The following is an 18,011-nucleotide window of genomic DNA, read 5'->3' as shown; positions in this document are numbered from 1 at the left end:
GTCAGAAGGCTCCGATCAGGTAGACGAAGGTGAAGACGCAGATCCACACCAGGTCCAGGAAGTGCCAGAACAGGCTCAGGCACGACACGCGGGTGATGTTGGTCGGAGTCAGGCCACGGCGGTACACCTGGTGCATCACTATCGCCATCCAGATCAGGCCGCTGGCCACGTGCAGGCCGTGGGTGGCGACCAGCGCGAAGAACGCCGACAGGTAGGCACTGGTGCTGGGGCCCGCGCCTTCGTGGATCAGGTGCGAGAACTCGTAGATCTCCATGCCGATGAACGAAGCGCCGAGCACGAAGGTCACGCCCAGCCAGCGCAGCACCGCCGAGGCATCGTGGCGGTGCATGGCCAGCACGGCCTGGCCGTAGGTGATGCTGGACACCAGCAGCAGGAAGGTTTCGGTCATCACGAACGGCAGCGAGAACAGCTCCTTGCCGGTCGGGCCGCCAGCGTAGGCGGTGCTGAGCACCGCATACGAGGCGAACAGCGAGCCAAACAGCACCAGGTCGGACATGAGGTAGACCCACATGCCGAACACCTTCATGCCGCCCTGCTCGTGGGCGTGGTCGTGCGCGTGCAGTTCCTCGTGCACCTGCGTGTTGCTGGCCAGCTCCGGGCGGGTCAACAGGTTCATGCGCGTACCTCCTTCAGCTTGGCCAGATTGGCCGCTTCGGTGCGCGCCACCTCTTCGGAGCTGACGTAGTAATCCACGTCCTCATCGTAGGAGCGCACGATCAGGGTCACGATCATCGCGATGAAGCTGGCCGCGGCCATCCACCAGATGTGCCAGACCAGGGCAAAGCACAGCACCAGGATCCAGACATTGAGGATCAGCGGCACGCCGGTGTTCTTCGGCATGTGGATCGGTGCGTACTTCTTCGGCGGCGGCGGCAACCCACGCTTCTTCGCTTCGTGGAAGGCATCCAGCTCGTCGGCCTTGGGCACCACGGCGAAGTTGTAGAACGGGGGCGGCGACGGCGTGGCCCATTCCAGCGTGCGTGCATTCCATGGGTCGCCGGTCAGGTCCAGGTTGCGCTTGCGGTCGCGCACGCTGACGTAGATCTGCACCAGCATCAGGATGATGCCGGCGAACACGAACAGTGCACCGATGAAGGCGGCGATCAGGTACGGCGTCCACGCCGGGTTGTCGTACTGGTTCATGCGTCGGGTCATGCCCATGAAGCCGAGCATGTACAGCGGCATGAAGGCCAGGTAGAAGCCGATCACCCAGCACGCGAACGACCACTTGCCCAGACGCTCGTTGAGGGTGAAGCCGAACACCTTCGGGAACCAGTAGACGAAGCCGGCCAGGTAGCCAAACAGCGCACCACCGATGATGGTGTTGTGGAAGTGCGCAACCAGGAACAGGCTGTTGTGCAGCAGGAAGTCCGCGCCCGGAATGGCCAGCAGCACGCCGGTCATGCCGCCGATGGTGAAGGTGACCAGGAAGGCGATGGTCCACAGCATCGGCACGCTGAACTCGACGCGGCCGCCGTACATGGTGAACAGCCAGGTGAAGATCTTCACGCCGGTAGGAATGGCGATGATCATCGTCATGATGCCGAAGAAGGCATTGACGCTGGCACCGGAGCCCATGGTGAAGAAGTGGTGCAGCCAGACCACGAACGACAGGATGCCGATGGCCAGCGTGGCGCCGACCATCGACTTGTAGCCGAACAGCTTCTTGCGCGCGAACGTGGCGGTGACTTCAGAGAAGATGCCGAACGCCGGCAGCACCAGGATGTACACCTCCGGATGGCCCCAGGCCCACACCAGGTTCACGTACATCATCGGGTTGCCACCCAACGTGTTGGTGTAGAAGTTGAAGTCCAGGTAGCGGTCCAGGGTGAGCGCGCCCAGCGCCACGGTCAGGATCGGGAACGCGGCGATGATGATCACGCTGGTGACCAGCACAGTCCAGGTGAACACCGGCATCTTCATCAGGGTCATGCCCGGCGCACGCATGCGCAGGATGGTGATGAACAGGTTGACGCCGGTCAGCAAGGTGCCGATGCCCGAGGCCTGCAATGCCCAGATGTAGTAATCGACACCCACGCCTGGACTGAACTCGATGCCCGATAGCGGCGGATAGGCGACCCAGCCGGTCATGGCGAATTCGCCAACGCCCAGCGAGATCATCATCAGCGCTGCGCCGACCACGAAGATCCAGAAGCTGAAGGCGTTGAGGAACGGGAACGCCATGTCGCGCGCGCCGATCTGCAGCGGCACGATGATGTTCATCAGGCCGACCACGAACGGAGTGGCCACGAAGAAGATCATGATCACGCCGTGCGCGGTGAAGATCTGGTCGTAGTGTTCGGGCGGCAGGAAGCCCTCACTACCCGGCCCGGCCGCCGCCAGCTGCGCGCGCATCATCAGCGCGTCGGCAAAGCCGCGCACCAGCATGACCAGCGCCACCACCACGTACATGATGCCGATCTTCTTGTGGTCCACGGTGGTGAACCAGTCGCGCCACAGCGGGCCCCACAGCTTGAAGTACGTCACCGCGCCCAGCAGCGCGAGGCCGCCCAGCACCATCGCCGCCAAGGTGACCACGACGATCGGCTCGTGCAGTGGCACGGCCTCCCACGTCAATTTGCCCAACATGTTCGTTACTCCTGGGAAACCTGGACGCCAGCGGCAGCGCCAGCCGGGGCCGCGGCAGTGGTGTTCTCACCGACACCGATGAACTGGTCGATGACTTTCTTGAACAGCAACGGTTCAACGCTGGAGAAGTGCTGCACCGGTGCGTTCTTCGACGGTGCGGCCAGCGCCTTGAACTGCGTGAAGCTGAGCGCGTCCGGCGCGCTGCGCACCTCGGCCACCCAACGCTCGAACGCTTCGTTGCTGCTGGCGGTGGCGATGAACTTCATGTTCGAGAAGCCATGCCCGCTGTAGTTGCCGGACATGCCGCGGAACTGGCCCGGCTCGTTGGCGATCAGGTGCAGCTGCGTGCGCATGCCGGCCATCGCGTAGATCTGCCCACCCAGCTGCGGAATGAAGAAGGTATTCATCGTCGAGTTGGAGGTGATGTTGAACGCCAGCGGTCGATTGGCCGGGAAGTTGAGCTGGTTCACCGTCGCGATGCCCAGGTCCGGATAGACGAACACCCACTTCCAGTCGGTGGCGATCACCTCCACGTGCAGCGGCTCACCGGCCACGTCCAGCGGCTTGTATGGGTCCAGTTCATGGGTGGACTTCCACACGATCACCGCCAGCACCGCGATGATGATCAGCGGCACGCCCCAGACCACGATCTCCACCTTGGTGGAGTGCGACCAGTCCGGCGTGTATTTCGCCTTGGTGTTGCCGGCACGGAAGCGCCAGGCGAAGACGAAGGTCAGCACGATGGCCGGTATCACCACGATCAGCATCAGGCCGATGCAGATCAGGATCAGGTCGCGCTGGGCGAGCCCGACCATGCCCTTCGAATCCAGCAGCACCCAGTCACAGCCCGACAGGCCGACGCAGGCCAGGGCGACCAGCGCCAGGCGGATGCGGTTCCAGCAGATATTCATTGGAGGTCAACCCTGTTGAAAAAGCGCGCTTGACCGGCTCGCCTGCGCGCAGCGCCCGGGCGTGGAGCGGCTACACTGTGGGTACGAGGTCGCCTACAAGCAGGCGATCCACTCCAATCAAGCCCATACAAAATACAACATTGTATGGACTTGTGCACTCGCACGTATGGAAAAATCTGACCGATGACGCCTCCTGCCGCCGGCCGCCGCCTGAAACACCCCAACCGGACCTGGGTTCGCCCCTTCCGCGAGGGCGGCGGACCGCTGTACCTGCAGATTGCCCAGCAGGTACGCGAGGCGGTGGATGACGGCGTGCTGCGCCCGGGCGACCGCCTGCCCCCGCAGCGTGATCTGGCCCAGCAGGTCGGGGTCGACCTGACCACCGTCACCCGCGCCTTCGCCGAGCTGCGCCAGGCCGGGCTGCTGGACGCGCAGGGCGCCGGCGGCACCTTCATCGCGCTGTCGGCCGGCAACCGCAGCACCTCGGTCGACCTGAGCATGAACATCCCGCCGCTGCTGGGCAGTGCGCCGTTCGCGCAGGGCATGGAGGCCGGCTTCCAGCACCTGGGCCAGCAGCTGGGCCAGGGCGAGCTGATGAGCTACCACGTCGGTGCCGGCAGCCGCGAGGACCGCGCCGCCGCCGTGCAGTGGCTGGCGCCGATGCTGGGCACGGTGGGTGCCGACCAGGTGGTGATCTGCCCCGGCGCGCAGACCGCGCTGTGCGCGCTGATCCTGGCCCGTACCCAGCCGGGCGAGCTGATTGCCGCCGAACCGCTGACCTACCCCGGCCTGCTGGCCGCCGCGCGCGTGCTGCAACGGGGCGTGGTGCCGGTGGCGATGGACGCCGAGGGCATGCTGCCCGACGCGCTGGAGGAGGCCTGCCAGCTGCGCCGGCCGCGCATGCTGTACCTGGTGCCGACCATCCAGAACCCGACCACGGCAACGATGTCGGCGCGGCGCCGGCAGGCCCTGCTGGCGGTCGCCAGGCGCCACGATCTGACCGTGATCGAAGACGATCCCTACTGGTTGCTGGCCGGTGACGCCGCACCGCCGCTGGCCGCGCAGCGCGATGCCGGCTGCCCGGTCTACTACATCTCCACCCTGTCCAAATGCCTGGCCCCGGGCCTGCGCACCGCCTACCTGGTAGTGCCGGGCGGCGAGCCGATGGAGCCGGTGCTGGACGCGCTGCGCGCGATCGCACTGATGCCGACCCAGTCGATGGTGGCCGTGGCCTCGCAGTGGATCCACAGCGGCCAGGCCCAGGACATGGTGCAGCGCTTCCAGCAGGAGCTGCGCGAACGCCAGGCCATTGCCGCGCAGTACCTGCCCTCCCGCGCGCGCGCGCATCCGGCCGGCCTGCACGTGTGGCTGCCGCTGCCGCCACGGCTGGACCAGTACCGGCTGATCCAGACTGCGCAGGAACAAGGGCTGGGCATCGCCAGCTCGGATGCCTTCAGCGTGGAAGAACCGCCGCCGGGCAACGCGATCCGGCTGTCGCTGGGTGGCGCCGTCGACCAGGGCACCCTCGCCGGGGCGCTGGCCAAGCTGAACGAGATCCTGTCCGAAGCGCCCGAGGCCCGGCACAGCGCCATCGTCTGATCGGCCCGCATGGCGCAATATCCATACAAAGTGATATTTTGTATGCAATGTATGGATGAAGGGACGTGCATCGATGCGCGCCGAAAAACTGAGGTTCCACCTGGTCATGGCCGCCTGCGGGGGCTTCGTGGTGTTGATGCTGGCCGCGCTGGCCTGGGTGTGCCTGCAACCGCAGACCGCCAGCGTGCAGGCCGCCGAGCGCCACGCCATCGAGCAGTGCGTGCAGCGCAGCGAGGATCCCTCGCGTAGCGAGATCCAGCGTCGCGCGCAGGCCGATTCCTGCCGCGAGATGCGCAAGCAGTACGTGCACAAGTTCGGCCGGGAAGACTCCTGATGGGCGCAGCCGCGCCGCGCCGCCGCTGGCTGCTGCCGGCGATGATCGCCCTCGCCTGCCTGTTCATGGCCGGCGTGGCGGCAGCCCTGTGGCAGTACTTCGGCTACAGCGCGCAATCGACCTTCACCGAGCAGGCCATCGTCTTCGACGACGCGCAGCTGCGCCTGCCGCCCGAGTTGGCCGGCGACACCGGCCGTATCCGCGTGGTGCATTTCTGGGACCCGGCGTGTGCGGTCTGCAACCGCGAAACCGGCGCGCACCTGAGTTACCTGATCAGCATGTACCGCCGCGCCGGCATCGACTTCTATGCGATCCGCCGCCCCGGCACGCAGGGCGAGCTGCCCGAGCCGCTGCGCAGCAAGGTGATCACCCTGCCGACGCTCGATGGCATCGAGAACATTCCGGCCAGCCCGGCCGTGGTGATCTGGGACCGCCGCGGCCACCTGGCCTATGCGGGCCCGTACAGCATCGGCATGGTCTGCAACTCGGCCAACAGTTTCGTCGAACCGCTGCTGGACAAACTGGTGCGCGGCGAAACCGTGCGCCCGAAAGGACTGCTGGCCGTGGGCTGCTACTGCCCATGGCAGGCCAAGCGCTGAGGACGCGCAATGACATCACTGGCTCCGGGTGGCGTGGCCGCCGCAAACAACAACGGCGGTCACCTGTCCGAACCGACCGATGGTTATGGACAGGCTCCCGCCGTTGGAAGCCACGATACGCCCCGACATGCTCCGTACATGCCGCGACCGGATGTCGCAGCGCGCGAATGGGTGCAGGACGTGTTCGCGCACAGCGGGCCGATCTACCTGCGTATCGTCAATTCGCTGGAACGCACGGTACGTCGCGGCGGCCTTGCGCCGGGCCAGCGCCTGCCGTCGCAGCGCGCGTTGGCGCAGCAGCTGGGCATCGACCTGACCACGGTCACCCGCGCCTTCGATGAAGCACGCAAACGCGGCCTGATCGAGGCGCGCGGCCCGCAGGGCAGTTTCATCGCGCCGCCCAAGGCCGGCTTCGAGCAGCGGGTGGACCTGAGCATGAACGTGCCCCCGGTGCCCGATGCCGACGCGTTGGCCGAGACCCTGCGCCGTGGTGCCGCCGCCGTGCTTGCGCGCAGCAACGCACCGAACCTGATGACGTATCACCTGGGCGGCGGCAACCCGACCGATCGCCACGCGGCGGCACGCTGGCTGCAGCCGATGCTCGGCGCGGTGGACGACAGCTGCCTGCTGCTGACCGAGGGCGCGCAGGTGGCGTTGGCCGCGATCCTGGTCAGCCAGGGCCGCGATGGCGATGCCATCCTGTGCGATGCGCTGGTCTACCCGGGCCTGCTGCAGGCGGCCGCCGCACTCGGACGGCGACTGCTGCCGGTGGCCAACGACGAACACGGCATGTGCCCCGACGCGCTGGCCCGGCAGGCACGCGAAAGCGGCGCGCGGCTGGTCTATCTCAACCCCACCTGCCAGAACCCGACCGCGCTGACGTTGCCACTGCATCGACGCCAAGCGCTGGCACGCGTGCTGGAACGCGAGGGTCTGCTGGCGATCGAGGATGATCCGTACTGGCATCTCGCTGAAGATGCACCGACACCGCTGGCGATGCTGGCCCCGCGCCATGTGTTTCATGTGGCAACCCTGTCCAAGGTGATCAGCCCGGGGTTGCGTACCGCCTTCGTGCGCTGCCCGGGCAGCACGCAGGCCGATGCGATGGCCTCGGCGCTGAGGGCCACCCGCCTGATGGGTCATCCACTGGTCTCGGCACTGGCCAGCCAGCTGCTGCTGGACGGCTCGGCGCAATCGCTGCTGGCGCAGGTACGCAGCGAGGCGCGCGAGCGCATCGGCATGGCGCGCTATCTGCTGGCGCCCTCGCTGCTGGTACGTGCAGAAGGCCTGCATGCCTGGTGCCGGGTGCCAGCGCCCTGGACCGATGCCACGCTGGTGCGTACCGCACAGCTGCAGGGGCTGGCGATCGCACCGTCATCGGCGTTCTGCCTGCCCGGGGTGGAGCATCACAATGGCGTTCGACTGTCACTGGGGCTGGCGGCGGACCGCCGGCAGCTGGAGAGTGCGTTGCGGCGGATTGATCGGCTGTTGTTGTCGGACGGGTTGCCGGCAATTGATCGGTAGTGCCGGCCACTGGCCGGCAGCCCACGGGTAGGCGACGATCATGAGCTTGCCGGCCAGCGGCCGGCACCACCGTTCATTGTCAGGCCAACGCGGCAAGCGCCTGCACCAGTGCGTCCATCTGCGCCGGCCGGGTGAACACCGACGGCGTCACCCGCACGCAGGCGCCCGATTCCAGTCCATCACGATGGGTGGTGAACACCCGATGTTCATCCAGCAGCCGCTTCTGCAATGCAATGTTGTCGGCCACGCTGGTGCGCCCGCGCAGACGGAAGCTGGCCAACGCACTGGCCAAGGCCGGGTCGGGCGACGACAACACTTCGATATGCGCCATCTGCCGCGCCGGTACCGTCCAGCGTTCACGCAGGTAGCGCAGGCGCGCCTGCTTGTTCGCGGCGCCGATGTGCTGGTGCAGGGCGATCGCCTCCGGCAGCGCCAGGTAAGCAGCGAAGTTGACCGTGCCGGTATGCACCCGGCTGCCGACGCGGCCATCGTCGTTCTCGCCCATGTACGGGTCCAGATCCGTCACGCGTCCCTTGCGCACGTACATCGCACCGACACCAACCGGCGCACCGATCCACTTGTGCAGGTTGATGCCAACGAAATCGGCCTTCAGCTGCGGCACTGCGTAATCGATCTGGCCGAACCCGTGCGCGGCATCGATGATCGCATCGATACCGCGTGCGCGGGCACGCTCGGCGATCTCCGCCACCGGCAGCACCAGCCCGTGGCGATGGCTGACCTGGGTCAGCAGCACCAGCTTCAGGCGTGGCAGCCGTGCGAACGCGGCCTCATAGGCCTGCACGATCTGCGTGTGGTCCGGCACCGCCGGCAGCGCGATGCGCTCGACCTGCACGCCACGGCGCTGCTGCAGCCAGCGCATCGCGCCGATCATGCTGTCGTAGTCGATGTCGGCATACAGCACCTGATCGCCGGGCTGCAGGCGGTTGTAGCCGCCGATCAGCGCCAGCATCGCCTCGGTGGCACCCCGGGTCAGCGCGATCTCGTCGCTGCCCACACCCAACAGTTCGGCCGCCAGCCGCTGCACTGCCACGTACTGCGCCGGGAATTCCCGGCGCCCATACCAGGCGTTGCCACGGTTTACCTCGGCCGTGTGGCGCTGGTAGCTGGCCAGCGTCTCGCGCCCCATCGCACCCCAGTAGCCGTTCTCCAGGTGGTTCACTTCATCGGTGATGTCGAAGTGGCTGGCCACGGCGGACCAGTAGCCTTCATCGCGGGCCAGCACGTCCGGCGCCACGGTCGTCGCGGGAATCTGCATGGGTGCAGCGTAACGCGCAGCAGCCGTGGCAGGCAGTGAAGACAGAGCGGCCGCAGCCGGCAGCAAGGCACCGGCACGCAGCAGGTTGCGGCGACGGCGGTCCATCAGAAGGTCAGCCGATACTGCGCGTACAGGTTGGCACCATCGGTGTCGTACGGCGCATTGCGCGAATACACCAGGCCACGGCTGGCCTGGAAGGTGGCCTCGTCCGGATAGCGGTCGAACACGTTGTCGGCGCCGACGCGCAGGCTGTGGTGTTCGTTGATGCGATAGCCCACCGCCAGATCGAGGAAGCTCATCGCACCGAAGCGCTGATAGATGTCGCCCACCGCGTTGCCACTGGAATCAGTCCAGGCACCGTAGTAACGCATGCGCGCCATCAGCGACCAGGCGCCGATGTCCCAGCTGCCGGTGAGGCTGCCCTTGTGCTCGGGCAGGCGGTCTTCGAACAGCACGCGCTGGGTCTCGTTGGTGGCCACCGAGGTGCTGCCGTTGTCCACGCGGGTGCGGTTGTAGTTGTAGGCCAGGGTCAGCGTCATGCGGCCGGCGCCAAGATCACGCAGGTAGTTGCCCACCACGTCCACACCGGTGGTGGTGGTATCGAAATCGTTGGTGAAGAAGTTCACCGAGGTGTAGCCCAATGGATTCGGTGTGCCGGCCGGGATGGCAAAGCTGGCCGACTGGCTGAAGCGGTCGGTGAGCTTGATCTGGTAGACATCCACCGAACCGGACAGGCCCAGGTCGGTGCGCCAGGTCAGGCCCAGCGAGGCGGTGCGCGATTCTTCCGGCTTCAACGGCCTGGCCCCGAGCAGCTGCGCCAGCGGGTCATTCGGCGACAGGCGGCCACTGGTGAAGATCTGCAGCGTGCGCGTATCCAGGCCCTGGCTGGTGCTGGTGGTGTTGAGCTGGGCCGGGGTGGGCGCGCGGAAGCCGGTGGACACGGTGCCGCGCAGGGCCACGTCCGGGGTGATCGCAAAGCGCGCCGACAGCTTGCCATCCAGTGTGCTGCCGAAGCTGGAGAAGTCCTCGTAGCGGCTGGCCGCGCCGATGCTCCAACGCTCGCCCAGTGGCACTTCCATATCCACGTAAGCGGCCTTGCTGCGCTGGCTCCACTGCCCGGCCTGGCTGGCCGAGAAGCCCGGTGCGCCATTGGAATTGGCCTCCAGGCCGGCCACGGCGCCCGGACCCACCGCGTAAGAGGCCGGATCGCCAGCGCGTACCTGGTAGGTCTCCTGGCGGAACTCGCCACCGAAGGCGACGTTGATCGGCTTGGACAGCGCGCCCACATCCCATTCGTAGTTGAAATCGGCGTTGGCGTTCTTCTCGGTCTGGGTCAGGCGGCCGAGATCGAACGCGGTCGGGCTGGCCGGGCCAAGCGAGGCATTGATCGAATTCTTCAGGCTGTAGTCGATGGCGTTGCGACCATACGAGGCGCTGACATCCCAGCGCAGCTTCGGCGTGATCTCGCCACGCACGCCGGCCACCAGCTGCAGATCGTTCTGCACGTTGCCGTACTGCGGGCTGAAGCCCACCGGATAGATCGAGCGCAGGTTCCAGCCCGGGAAGATCGGCGTGGTGCGGTAGGCACCGGTGGTGGTGTCCGGGTTGCGCCAGTTGAAATCGCTGACGCCATCACTGTGGCTGTACAGGCCGAACGCATACAACTCCAGTGCGTCGCTGGCGTTGGCCTTCACGTTGAAGCCGACGCGGCGGCTTTCCAGTTCCGGCTGGCCCCAGCGCTGCACCGGGTTGGGCACGGCCAGCTCGGGATGCGCGGCCTGGAACGCGATCGCATCCGGGCGCTGGCGGGTACGCGAGGTGGCATCGGAGTTGGACGATTCGGCGAACAGTACCAGGCTGCCGTAGTCACCCAGCGACCAGCCGGTGCGCGCACTGAAGTCGCGCGACGCGCCATCGCCCTGCGCATACTGCGAATAGCCGGCCGTGATCTCGGTGCCGGGGCCGTCTTCGAGAATGATGTTGATGACACCGGCGATGGCATCCGAGCCGTACTGCGCCGATGCGCCATCACGAAGCACTTCGATGCGCTTGATCGCACTGGTCGGAATCTGCGCCAGGTCGGCCGCCTGTGCACCGCGGTTGCCGAGCAGCGCGCTGCGGTGGAAGCGGCGGCCGTTGACCAGCACCAGGGTCTGGTCCGGCGACAGCCCGCGCAGGGTGGCCGGGCGCACGAACACCTGGCCATCGGCCATCGGCAGGCGCTGCACCACGAACGACGGCACCAGCTGGGCCAGCACGTCCTTCAGGTCGGTGGATTGCACCGAACGGATGTCTTCCTTGCTGAACACATCCACCGGTGCCAGCGTTTCAAACTGGGTGCGGTTGGAGGCACGGGTGCCGGTAACCAGCATCGCATCGAGCTGGGTCGGCGCGGCGCGGTCGCCACTGCTGGCATCGGCCTCCGCTGCCATCGCGCCTCCTGCGCTGGCCATGGAAAGGGCAAGGAGGATGGAACGCGAAAGCTTCGAACGATGCACGGCAGGGCTCCGGGAGAACGCGACAGGGCCAGCGCCGATGCGGACGGTGCAGGGCTGGACAAGGCGCGCAGTCTCGGCGCGATCTGTGAAGCAGGCATGACGTCAGTGCGACAGCCCGGTGCCAGCGATGCGCAAGAACTGCTAAACGCCGCGCCCGTCGATCCGCTACTGTGCCAGGCATTGGAATCGGGGAACGGCAGGATGAGCGCGGCAGGCAAGGCGTTGTGGTACATCGAAACCCATGCGGATCTGCCGCTGGCACTGGCCGATATCGCCGCGGCGGCCGGACTGTCGCCGTTCCACCTGTCGCGCCTGTTCCAGGCCCGCACCGGCACGTCGGTGGTGCGCTACCTGCGTGGACGGCGACTGACCGCTGCCGCGCAGCGCCTGGCCAACGGTGCGGGCGACATCCTGCAGGTGGCGCTGGGCGCCGGCTACACCACCCACGCCGCGTTCACCCGCGCCTTCTGCGAACAGTTCGGGCAGACCCCTGAACGGGTGCGCGAACAGGGCACCGATGGGCTGGCACTGGTGCAGGCGATCCGCGTGGACGATGCCCCGGCTGCCTGCGCTGAGGCACCATGGCTGCTCGACACGCCCGCCTTCCAGCTGGCCGGGATCGGCATGCGTCATACCCGCGACAGTGGCGGTGCGATTCCCGGACAATGGGCCCAGCTCAACCGCGAATGGCCGACGCCTGCACCGATCAGTTTCGGTGTGTGCTGCAACAGCGACGACGACGGCGGCTTCGACTACATCGCCGCGCTGCCGGTGGGCTCGCTTCGCCCTGTGCCTGCGCACTGGCAGCGCGTGGACGTGCCCGCACGACGCTACCTGGTGGCCTGGCATGCTGGGCATATCTCGGCCATCCGCTCGACCTGGTTCTGGCTGCTGGACCACTACCTGCCAGGCTCCGGCCTGAGCCTGGCCGACGCGCCGGACCTGGAACGCTACGACACCCGCTTCGATGAGCACACCGGCCACGGCGGCGTGGAGATCTGGTTGCCCGTGGACGAACGCCCCTGCTGACATGGAACTGGATATGCGCATGAGAACCACAGCTTTCGGCGTGCTGCTGATGACAGCCTCCCTTTGCGCCCATGCCGACGGCGCACGGGTGGCGGGCGAACGCCACGGCAGCACAACCGTGGCCAGCGCCGCGGTGCGCGATGCGCAGCACCGCGACAGCCTGCGCTACACGGTCTGGTATCCAGCGCCGGCCCGTAGCCGGGAAACCGCCCTGACCATCGGCCCACCCGATGCGCCGCTGTTCGATGTCGGCCGCGCGGCGATGGCGGCTCCCGTCGCCGGCGAGCGCCTGCCGACGCTGCTGCTGTCGCATGGCAATGGCGGCAGCGCGCGCATGATGGGCTGGTTGGGTACGGCGCTGGCGCGTGCCGGCTATCTGGTGATTGCGGTCGATCATCCCGGCAACAACGGTGCCGATGAGATGACCCTGCCCGGCAGCCTGCTCACCTGGCTGCGCGCGGACGATCTGCACGCCGCGTTGGCGGCGGTGAAGGCCGATCCAATTCTGGGACCCCACATCGACACCCAACGGCTGGGCGTGGTCGGCTTCTCCGCCGGCGGCTACACGGCGCTGCTGGCCGCCGGCGCGCGCCCGGATCTGCAACGTCTGCTGGCATTCTGTCGCGCGCATCCCGACGACGGCGTGTGCCAACCGCAGCAGGAAGCTGCCACGCACACAATGGAAGCACGCCTGGCCGCTGCGGCTTCGCCCGCGCTCGCTCCCTGGATCGCCGAGGCCGACAGGTCACGCGCGATTCCCGGCGTGCGGGCCGTGTTCCTGCTGGCACCGGCCATCGTGCAGGCATTCGCGCCTGAACAGCTGTCCTCCTTGCGGCAGCCGGTGTCGATCCTGCTGGGCGACGCTGACAAGGTTGCCCCACCGGCGAGCAATGGCAACGCTGCGCAGGCAATGATTCCGGGTGCGACGCTGACGCGCCTGCCGGATGTTGGCCACTACGATTTCCTGTCCGAGTGCACTGCACCCGGCCGGCAACGGCTGGCGGCGCTGTGCAGCACCGCCGTGCCGAAGGCGCAGACCCACGCACGGACAATTGATGCGACGGAACGTTTCTTCGGCGATGCCCTGCGCTAGTGGCCGCCGGGCAGGGCGCGGCGCTACAGTGGAGGCATACAGGGAGGATGGGCCATGCGTCTGCTGCACCTCACGCTGCCGGTGTCCGATGTTGGCGCGGTCGCTGCGTATTTCCACGATGTGCTGCAACAGCGCGTGGTCGGCCACCATGTGCACATCGGCTGGAGCACGATCGAGCTGCAACCGGCCGAGGGGCGTCCGGTCGGCGGCGTGCACCTGGCCTTCAATGTGCCCGACAACCGCTTCGGCGAGGCGATGACCTGGTTGCGCGAGCGCACGCCATTGCAGCGCAATCCTGCCGGGCTGGACTACTTCGCGCTGGAAAGCAGCTGGCAGTCGCAGTCGGTGTACTTCACCGGCCCCGACGGCCTGATCCTGGAGCTGATCGGTCGCCGCCGCCTGCCGGCCAGTATGCGCGCAGGCGCTTTCCACGGCAGCGAGCTGACCTGCCTGAGCGAAGTCGGTCTGCCCAGCCATGCTGTCGATGCGGTGCGCGAGCAATCCCACCTGCACTTCGGCCTGCAGCCGATCAGCCCACCTTCGGCGCAGTTCGCCCCCATGGGCGACGACGAGGGGCTGCTGATCGTGGTGGCGGCCGATCGCCGCTGGTTCCCGGAACAGAAAGACCTGCCCAACGCACAGGGCCTGCAGCTTCAGGTCGGTGATGTGGCGGGCCCCGGTGTTGTGGAAGACCTTGCGCTGGGCTGGCGGGTAGAGGCGGCCTGAACTACCAGCTGCCCGACGCGCCTCCGCCACCGCTGCGGCCGCCGCCCCCGGACCAACTGCTGGAACTGCTTGAGGATGCGCTGGACGATGTGCTGCTGGAGGCGCTGCGTTGGCCAGCGGATGAGCCGCGGCCACCGCGCGCCCTGTCAGCCGGCAGCAGGGTGAAGATCCACGCGAAGTACAGCAGCAGCGTGCCCGCACTCCAGCCGATTGTTGCCGCAAGACGTGCAGCCGGCTCGGCCCGTTCGATGGCCAGCAGTGCGCAGAGCGCGTAGCCAGCGCTCAGCAGCAACAACACCGCGAACCGCAGTGCGAAGCTGCGGCGATCCTTGTGCCAGCGCGCGCGGCCGGCCTGTACGAGGAAAAACACCAGCATCGCGGCAATGCCCACGGCCAGGTCCAGCACTGTGTGAAGGGCCAGGCTGGGCGGCAACTGGCCCCGCAACAGCATCACCACGAAGAAACCTGCATTGACCGCAAGCAGGCCCAGCAACACCACGCGCAGCGCGCGGCTGCGGCGCCAGCACCAGCCGAGCAGGCTCGCCACCGGTACGCACAGCGCCAGCACGAAGCACAGCGCCGCCAGCGCAGCCCGGGGCGCCCACAGCGCCGCCGCCAGCATCCCCGTGGCCACGACAGCGGTCACCAGCATCGGGCGGCCCCAGGCCGGCAACCGCTTCGCTCGCGCCTGCGCCGGGGTGGCCGCACGCGATGTTCCGCGCCGGCGCTGGTGATGCCTGCGTGCGAAGTCGTCCGCTGTTTTTGCCGCCGGTCGTGTGGACGGCGAACGCCACAGACCGGCGAGAAAGCCGGCCAGCAGCGTCAGTGCAACCACCGAATCGGCGCTGCGCCAGTCCGGCGGGAGCACGTTGCGTGCCGACGGTTCTTCCCATTCCGGCAGCGACTCGCCGTCGATCAGCGCGACCAGCACGTTCGTTCCTTCCAGGAGGCCCTGGTCGAGGTCGCCTTCGCGGAAGCGCGGCACGATCGCCTTGTCGATGATGCGCGCAGCGTAGGCGTCGGGAATCGCGCCTTCCAGGCCGTAGCCGGTCTGGATGCGCACGCGGCGGTCCTGCACGGCCACCAGCAGCAACACGCCATCATCGACACCGTCGCGGCCCAGCTGCCACTGCTCGAACACCCGCTGTGCATACGCTTCGATGCCCTCCTCGCCAACGTGGTCGACCACCAGCACCTGCAGCTGCGCGCCGGTGCGCGCCTGCAGCTGTAGCGCCTGCGTACGCAGCGTGTTGCGGGTGTCGGCCGACAACGCGTGGGCGCTGTCTACCACCGGATCATCCAGCGCAGGCACTGCAACGGCGGCCATCACCCCCAGCGGCAACAGGCACAGCAGCAGCAACAGCCATGCCGTGGCCCAGGTCCACTTCACCCCGCGCGGCCCGCTCATGCTCCCTGTCCTTGCTCGATCCGCGCATGCAATGCCCGCAGCTGTGCGGCCAACTGGTTGAACACCTCCAGATCGGCCTCCACCAGGGCCGGCCAATCCGGTGTCTGCCCCAGCAGTTGGGCCACCTGTTCGTTCGGCGCGCGATCAAAGCCTTCGCCCAGCACGGCCAGGTAGCGCTGGCCGAAGCCCTCCGGGTCGCGCTGATCCTGCACATAGAACTGCACCGCCAGCAGACCCGCATACAGGTAATTGACCAGATAGTTCGGATCGTCGTACATCAGGCGCTTGCTGATCCAGCTGCTGCGCAGCGGCGGGTAGCGCTCGGGCTCCTGGCCGAAGCGCGCCAGCACCTGCCCGGTGAGGGCATCGAGATCATCGGCGGTGCCCAGCGACTGGGCGGCCACGCCCTGGTAGATCGACCGCTCCAGCTGCGCTTCCTCCGACGAGGTGAACAGCTGCAGCACCATATCGTCCAGCAGTGACTTCAGGTAGTAGGCCCTGGCCCTCGGGTCCTGCGTCTGCTGGTACAACCGGTCGCGGAAGCGCAGCTCGTTGTAGATGGCGAACGCCTCGGTCAGCCACGGGCTGCCGTTGCGCTGCAGCGGCGATGCATGGCCACGCTGCATCCATTCACCGTGCAGGGCATGGCCGGCTTCGTGGGCGATCTCGACGTCGCTTTCCAGGTCGCCACTGCGCACGCCGACGAACAGCATCGACGGCGCGCCGGGGGCATTGATCGGGAACGCATCCGCACTGCGGTCGCCAAGCTCGGTGGCCAGGTCCATACGGTGGTTGGCCGGATCAAGCAGCGCACGCAGTTCGGCGACGTACGCGGGCCCGAGACCCTGCATCGCTTCGGCGGCGTTGTCGCGCAGCTGCGCCAGTGTCAGCACCGGCGGCGTATACCCGGCGTCGGGCACCGTGGTATCCCAGATCTGCGGTGCATCGATGCCGGACTGCGCCGCGTGGCGCAGCAGCATGTCCTGGTAGGCGCGGCGATCCCCTGCATGCTGTTCGATCGCCCGCAACGTGGCATCCACGGTCGCTGCATCCAGGCCCATGTGCTGATAGCCCCGCGCCGGCGCGGAGCCCTGCCCCTGCAGACGCGCGGTCGCATCGTTCACCTGCACCAGGCCCAGCAGCACCGAGGCCATCGGCTCGCGGCGCGATTGCAGGCCCTGCCAGTAGCCCTTCCAACCGGCCTCGCGCAGCGCGCGGTCACGATGCTGGGCCAGCGCCTGCCTGTCGCGCCCGGTATCCCAGTGCTGCCCGTCGCGTTCGATCTGCGGGTACTCAGCCGTGCGCAGGATCTGCCCACGCAGGCGCGCGAAGCTGTCCAGCGCAGGATCGGCCAGGGCATCCACGGCCTGCTCCATCGCGGGGTTGGCCGGGGCCGCGGCTTCCCTCAGCGCGCGCGCGCGAAGCAAGCCATAGGGCCGCGCCCAGGCAGCGTCCGCAGGCACCTCGCGCAGCGTGGCGCGGCCAGCACGGGCGATGCGGCTGCACAGCCCCATCACCTCGTCCAGCGCCTGTGCCGGGCGATGATCGCGCGCATTGCGGGCGGCCTGCAGGTGCAGGTAGCTGTGATGGCGCAGGCACTGCGCTTCCATGACCTCGGCCTGCCGGAAGCGCTCCGCGGGCGCGATGCCGGTCGCGTGCTGCAGGGTCTCCAGCTGCCTGCCCAGTGCATCACGGGCGGTCTGTTCAGCCGTGGCGCTGGCGAAGTAGGCGCGGTCGTCGGCGCGCAACGACGGCGCGCCCAGGCTGGTGAAAGGCGCCATCGCCAGCAGCACGGCAATGGCGGTGGTGGTGCGCATCCTGCGAGCGTGCATCGGCGTCTCCCTGCCTGGACCAGGCATCGAGCCTAGCAGCCATCCGCCTTCCCCGCCTGTGCCCGGTCTGGCGTCAGATCGCCTCATCCTCACGCTTGACCAGCGTCCAGCACGGCGCCTGCGCAAAGGTATAGCTCTGCTGGTCGCTGCTGTCCGGCGTGCGGATCTGTACCTGGCGCTGTCCATCGGCCAGCGTGCTGACCTGCAGTTCGCGCCCCTGCCCGGCCAATGCGGCCGGATCGGGCATCACCGGCCATTCAACGTCGGCCAGCGCCAGACGGCTTTCCACCTTGCGCGGTTCGGGTTCGGCCTCGGGGTCGATGTAACTGTCCAGCAGTGGATCGGCGGTGGCTTCTTCCTGCAGCGCAATCTCGCTGCCGAAGTGCGCCAGGAAGGCATCGAATTCCGGGTACGGGCAGTCCGCACTCGCGCGCGCCGGTGCGGCGGGCGCGGCTTTGGCGGGAAACGCCTGTGGTGCAGGTGTGCAGGCCGCCGCACCCAGCCCTGCGACAAGCACCAGTACAGCGGATGCGCGATAGCGACGCATGGGATCATCCTGAATCCGGTTCGGT

General features: G+C 67.6%; 15 protein-coding genes. 7 read left to right on the top strand and 8 right to left on the bottom strand.

Annotated elements, in window-relative coordinates; all coding sequences use genetic code 11:
• Position 1 precedes the first annotated feature (1 nt).
• From cyoC to cyoA, 3 genes are read right to left on the bottom strand one after another with little or no spacing between them, the layout of a single operon-like run.
• Positions 2-637, bottom strand: a complete 636-nt coding sequence (gene cyoC, locus AC5YGJ_RS20110; protein ID WP_496187547.1) for a cytochrome o ubiquinol oxidase subunit III — start codon at positions 635-637, stop codon at positions 2-4.
• Positions 634-2,610: a cytochrome o ubiquinol oxidase subunit I gene (cyoB, locus tag AC5YGJ_RS20105; RefSeq protein WP_409460605.1), complete on the bottom strand. Its 1,977-nt coding sequence runs from the start codon at positions 2,608-2,610 to the stop codon at positions 634-636. The genes cyoC and cyoB overlap by 4 nt, the downstream gene beginning before the upstream one ends.
• A 5-nt stretch (positions 2,611-2,615) precedes the next feature.
• Positions 2,616-3,521 carry a ubiquinol oxidase subunit II gene (cyoA, locus tag AC5YGJ_RS20100; protein WP_496187546.1) on the bottom strand — a complete coding sequence of 302 codons (906 nt, stop codon included), beginning with the start codon at positions 3,519-3,521 and terminating at the stop codon, positions 2,616-2,618.
• Between the two features lie 183 nt (positions 3,522-3,704).
• Between cyoA and AC5YGJ_RS20095 the strand changes: the two genes are divergently transcribed.
• From AC5YGJ_RS20095 to AC5YGJ_RS20080, 4 genes are read left to right on the top strand one after another with little or no spacing between them, the layout of a single operon-like run.
• Positions 3,705-5,120 carry an aminotransferase-like domain-containing protein gene (locus AC5YGJ_RS20095; protein ID WP_496187545.1) on the top strand — a complete coding sequence of 472 codons (1,416 nt, stop codon included), beginning with the start codon at positions 3,705-3,707 and terminating at the stop codon, positions 5,118-5,120.
• Positions 5,121-5,175: 55 nt separating this feature from the next.
• The gene (locus tag AC5YGJ_RS20090; RefSeq protein WP_249842587.1) at positions 5,176-5,454 is read left to right on the top strand and encodes a hypothetical protein; all 279 of its coding nucleotides are present in this window, start codon (positions 5,176-5,178) and stop codon (positions 5,452-5,454) included.
• Complete coding sequence (locus AC5YGJ_RS20085; RefSeq protein WP_496187544.1) at positions 5,454-6,053, top strand: DUF6436 domain-containing protein; 600 nt, start codon at positions 5,454-5,456, stop codon at positions 6,051-6,053. Before AC5YGJ_RS20090 ends, AC5YGJ_RS20085 begins: the two co-directional genes overlap by 1 nt.
• A gap of 9 nt (positions 6,054-6,062) precedes the next feature.
• A complete protein-coding gene (locus AC5YGJ_RS20080; protein WP_496187543.1) occupies positions 6,063-7,577 on the top strand; it encodes an aminotransferase-like domain-containing protein in 1,515 nt (504 codons plus the stop codon).
• A 79-nt stretch (positions 7,578-7,656) separates the two neighbouring features.
• Here the strand turns inward: AC5YGJ_RS20080 and AC5YGJ_RS20075 are convergent, their stop codons facing one another.
• Both AC5YGJ_RS20075 and AC5YGJ_RS20070 read right to left on the bottom strand, forming a co-directional pair.
• The gene (locus tag AC5YGJ_RS20075; RefSeq protein ID WP_496187542.1) at positions 7,657-8,958 is read right to left on the bottom strand and encodes an aminotransferase class V-fold PLP-dependent enzyme; all 1,302 of its coding nucleotides are present in this window, start codon (positions 8,956-8,958) and stop codon (positions 7,657-7,659) included.
• Positions 8,958-11,351, bottom strand: a complete 2,394-nt coding sequence (locus tag AC5YGJ_RS20070; protein WP_496187541.1) for a TonB-dependent receptor plug domain-containing protein — start codon at positions 11,349-11,351, stop codon at positions 8,958-8,960. Before AC5YGJ_RS20070 ends, AC5YGJ_RS20075 begins: the two co-directional genes overlap by 1 nt.
• 201 nt (positions 11,352-11,552) lie before the next feature.
• Here AC5YGJ_RS20070 and AC5YGJ_RS20065 point away from each other — a divergent pair, with 201 nt between their 5' ends.
• From AC5YGJ_RS20065 to AC5YGJ_RS20055, 3 genes are read left to right on the top strand one after another with little or no spacing between them, the layout of a single operon-like run.
• A complete protein-coding gene (locus tag AC5YGJ_RS20065; protein ID WP_309340297.1) occupies positions 11,553-12,380 on the top strand; it encodes an AraC family transcriptional regulator in 828 nt (275 codons plus the stop codon).
• A gap of 13 nt (positions 12,381-12,393) precedes the next feature.
• Positions 12,394-13,473, top strand: a complete 1,080-nt coding sequence (locus AC5YGJ_RS20060) for an alpha/beta hydrolase family protein (protein WP_496187540.1) — start codon at positions 12,394-12,396, stop codon at positions 13,471-13,473.
• A 54-nt stretch (positions 13,474-13,527) separates the two neighbouring features.
• Positions 13,528-14,199 carry a VOC family protein gene (locus AC5YGJ_RS20055; RefSeq protein WP_496187539.1) on the top strand — a complete coding sequence of 224 codons (672 nt, stop codon included), beginning with the start codon at positions 13,528-13,530 and terminating at the stop codon, positions 14,197-14,199.
• 1 nt (position 14,200) lies between these two features.
• Here the strand turns inward: AC5YGJ_RS20055 and AC5YGJ_RS20050 are convergent, their stop codons facing one another.
• The 3 genes from AC5YGJ_RS20050 to AC5YGJ_RS20040 form a co-directional block, all read right to left on the bottom strand.
• Positions 14,201-15,607 (bottom strand): TPM domain-containing protein, encoded by a 1,407-nt coding sequence (locus tag AC5YGJ_RS20050; protein WP_496187538.1) that lies wholly within the window; start codon positions 15,605-15,607, stop codon positions 14,201-14,203.
• On the bottom strand, positions 15,604-17,439 hold the full coding sequence (locus AC5YGJ_RS20045; protein ID WP_496187537.1) for a M3 family metallopeptidase: 1,836 nt from the start codon (positions 17,437-17,439) through the stop codon (positions 15,604-15,606). The genes AC5YGJ_RS20050 and AC5YGJ_RS20045 overlap by 4 nt, the downstream gene beginning before the upstream one ends.
• A 73-nt stretch (positions 17,440-17,512) precedes the next feature.
• Positions 17,513-17,986: a hypothetical protein gene (locus tag AC5YGJ_RS20040; protein ID WP_496187536.1), complete on the bottom strand. Its 474-nt coding sequence runs from the start codon at positions 17,984-17,986 to the stop codon at positions 17,513-17,515.
• Positions 17,987-18,011: the final 25 nt, after the last annotated feature.

Source organism: Stenotrophomonas sp. CS3K5 (genome assembly GCF_059515225.1).
This window is presented reverse-complemented; position numbering and strand designations above follow the sequence as displayed.

Excerpts from the sequence above, each read along its gene's own strand:
- cyoC (WP_496187547.1), bottom strand. The coding sequence starts at position 637 with ATGAACCTGTTGACCCGCCCGGAGCTGGCCAGCAACACGCAGGTGCAC.
- cyoB (WP_409460605.1), bottom strand. The coding sequence starts at position 2,610 with ATGTTGGGCAAATTGACGTGGGAGGCCGTGCCACTGCACGAGCCGATC.
- cyoA (WP_496187546.1), bottom strand. The coding sequence starts at position 3,521 with ATGAATATCTGCTGGAACCGCATCCGCCTGGCGCTGGTCGCCCTGGCC.
- AC5YGJ_RS20095 (WP_496187545.1), top strand. The coding sequence starts at position 3,705 with ATGACGCCTCCTGCCGCCGGCCGCCGCCTGAAACACCCCAACCGGACC.
- AC5YGJ_RS20090 (WP_249842587.1), top strand. The coding sequence starts at position 5,176 with ATGAAGGGACGTGCATCGATGCGCGCCGAAAAACTGAGGTTCCACCTG.
- AC5YGJ_RS20085 (WP_496187544.1), top strand. The coding sequence starts at position 5,454 with ATGGGCGCAGCCGCGCCGCGCCGCCGCTGGCTGCTGCCGGCGATGATC.
- AC5YGJ_RS20080 (WP_496187543.1), top strand. The coding sequence starts at position 6,063 with ATGACATCACTGGCTCCGGGTGGCGTGGCCGCCGCAAACAACAACGGC.
- AC5YGJ_RS20075 (WP_496187542.1), bottom strand. The coding sequence starts at position 8,958 with ATGGACCGCCGTCGCCGCAACCTGCTGCGTGCCGGTGCCTTGCTGCCG.
- AC5YGJ_RS20065 (WP_309340297.1), top strand. The coding sequence starts at position 11,553 with ATGAGCGCGGCAGGCAAGGCGTTGTGGTACATCGAAACCCATGCGGAT.
- AC5YGJ_RS20060 (WP_496187540.1), top strand. The coding sequence starts at position 12,394 with ATGCGCATGAGAACCACAGCTTTCGGCGTGCTGCTGATGACAGCCTCC.
- AC5YGJ_RS20055 (WP_496187539.1), top strand. The coding sequence starts at position 13,528 with ATGCGTCTGCTGCACCTCACGCTGCCGGTGTCCGATGTTGGCGCGGTC.
- AC5YGJ_RS20050 (WP_496187538.1), bottom strand. The coding sequence starts at position 15,607 with ATGAGCGGGCCGCGCGGGGTGAAGTGGACCTGGGCCACGGCATGGCTG.
- AC5YGJ_RS20045 (WP_496187537.1), bottom strand. The coding sequence starts at position 17,439 with ATGCACGCTCGCAGGATGCGCACCACCACCGCCATTGCCGTGCTGCTG.
- AC5YGJ_RS20040 (WP_496187536.1), bottom strand. The coding sequence starts at position 17,986 with ATGCGTCGCTATCGCGCATCCGCTGTACTGGTGCTTGTCGCAGGGCTG.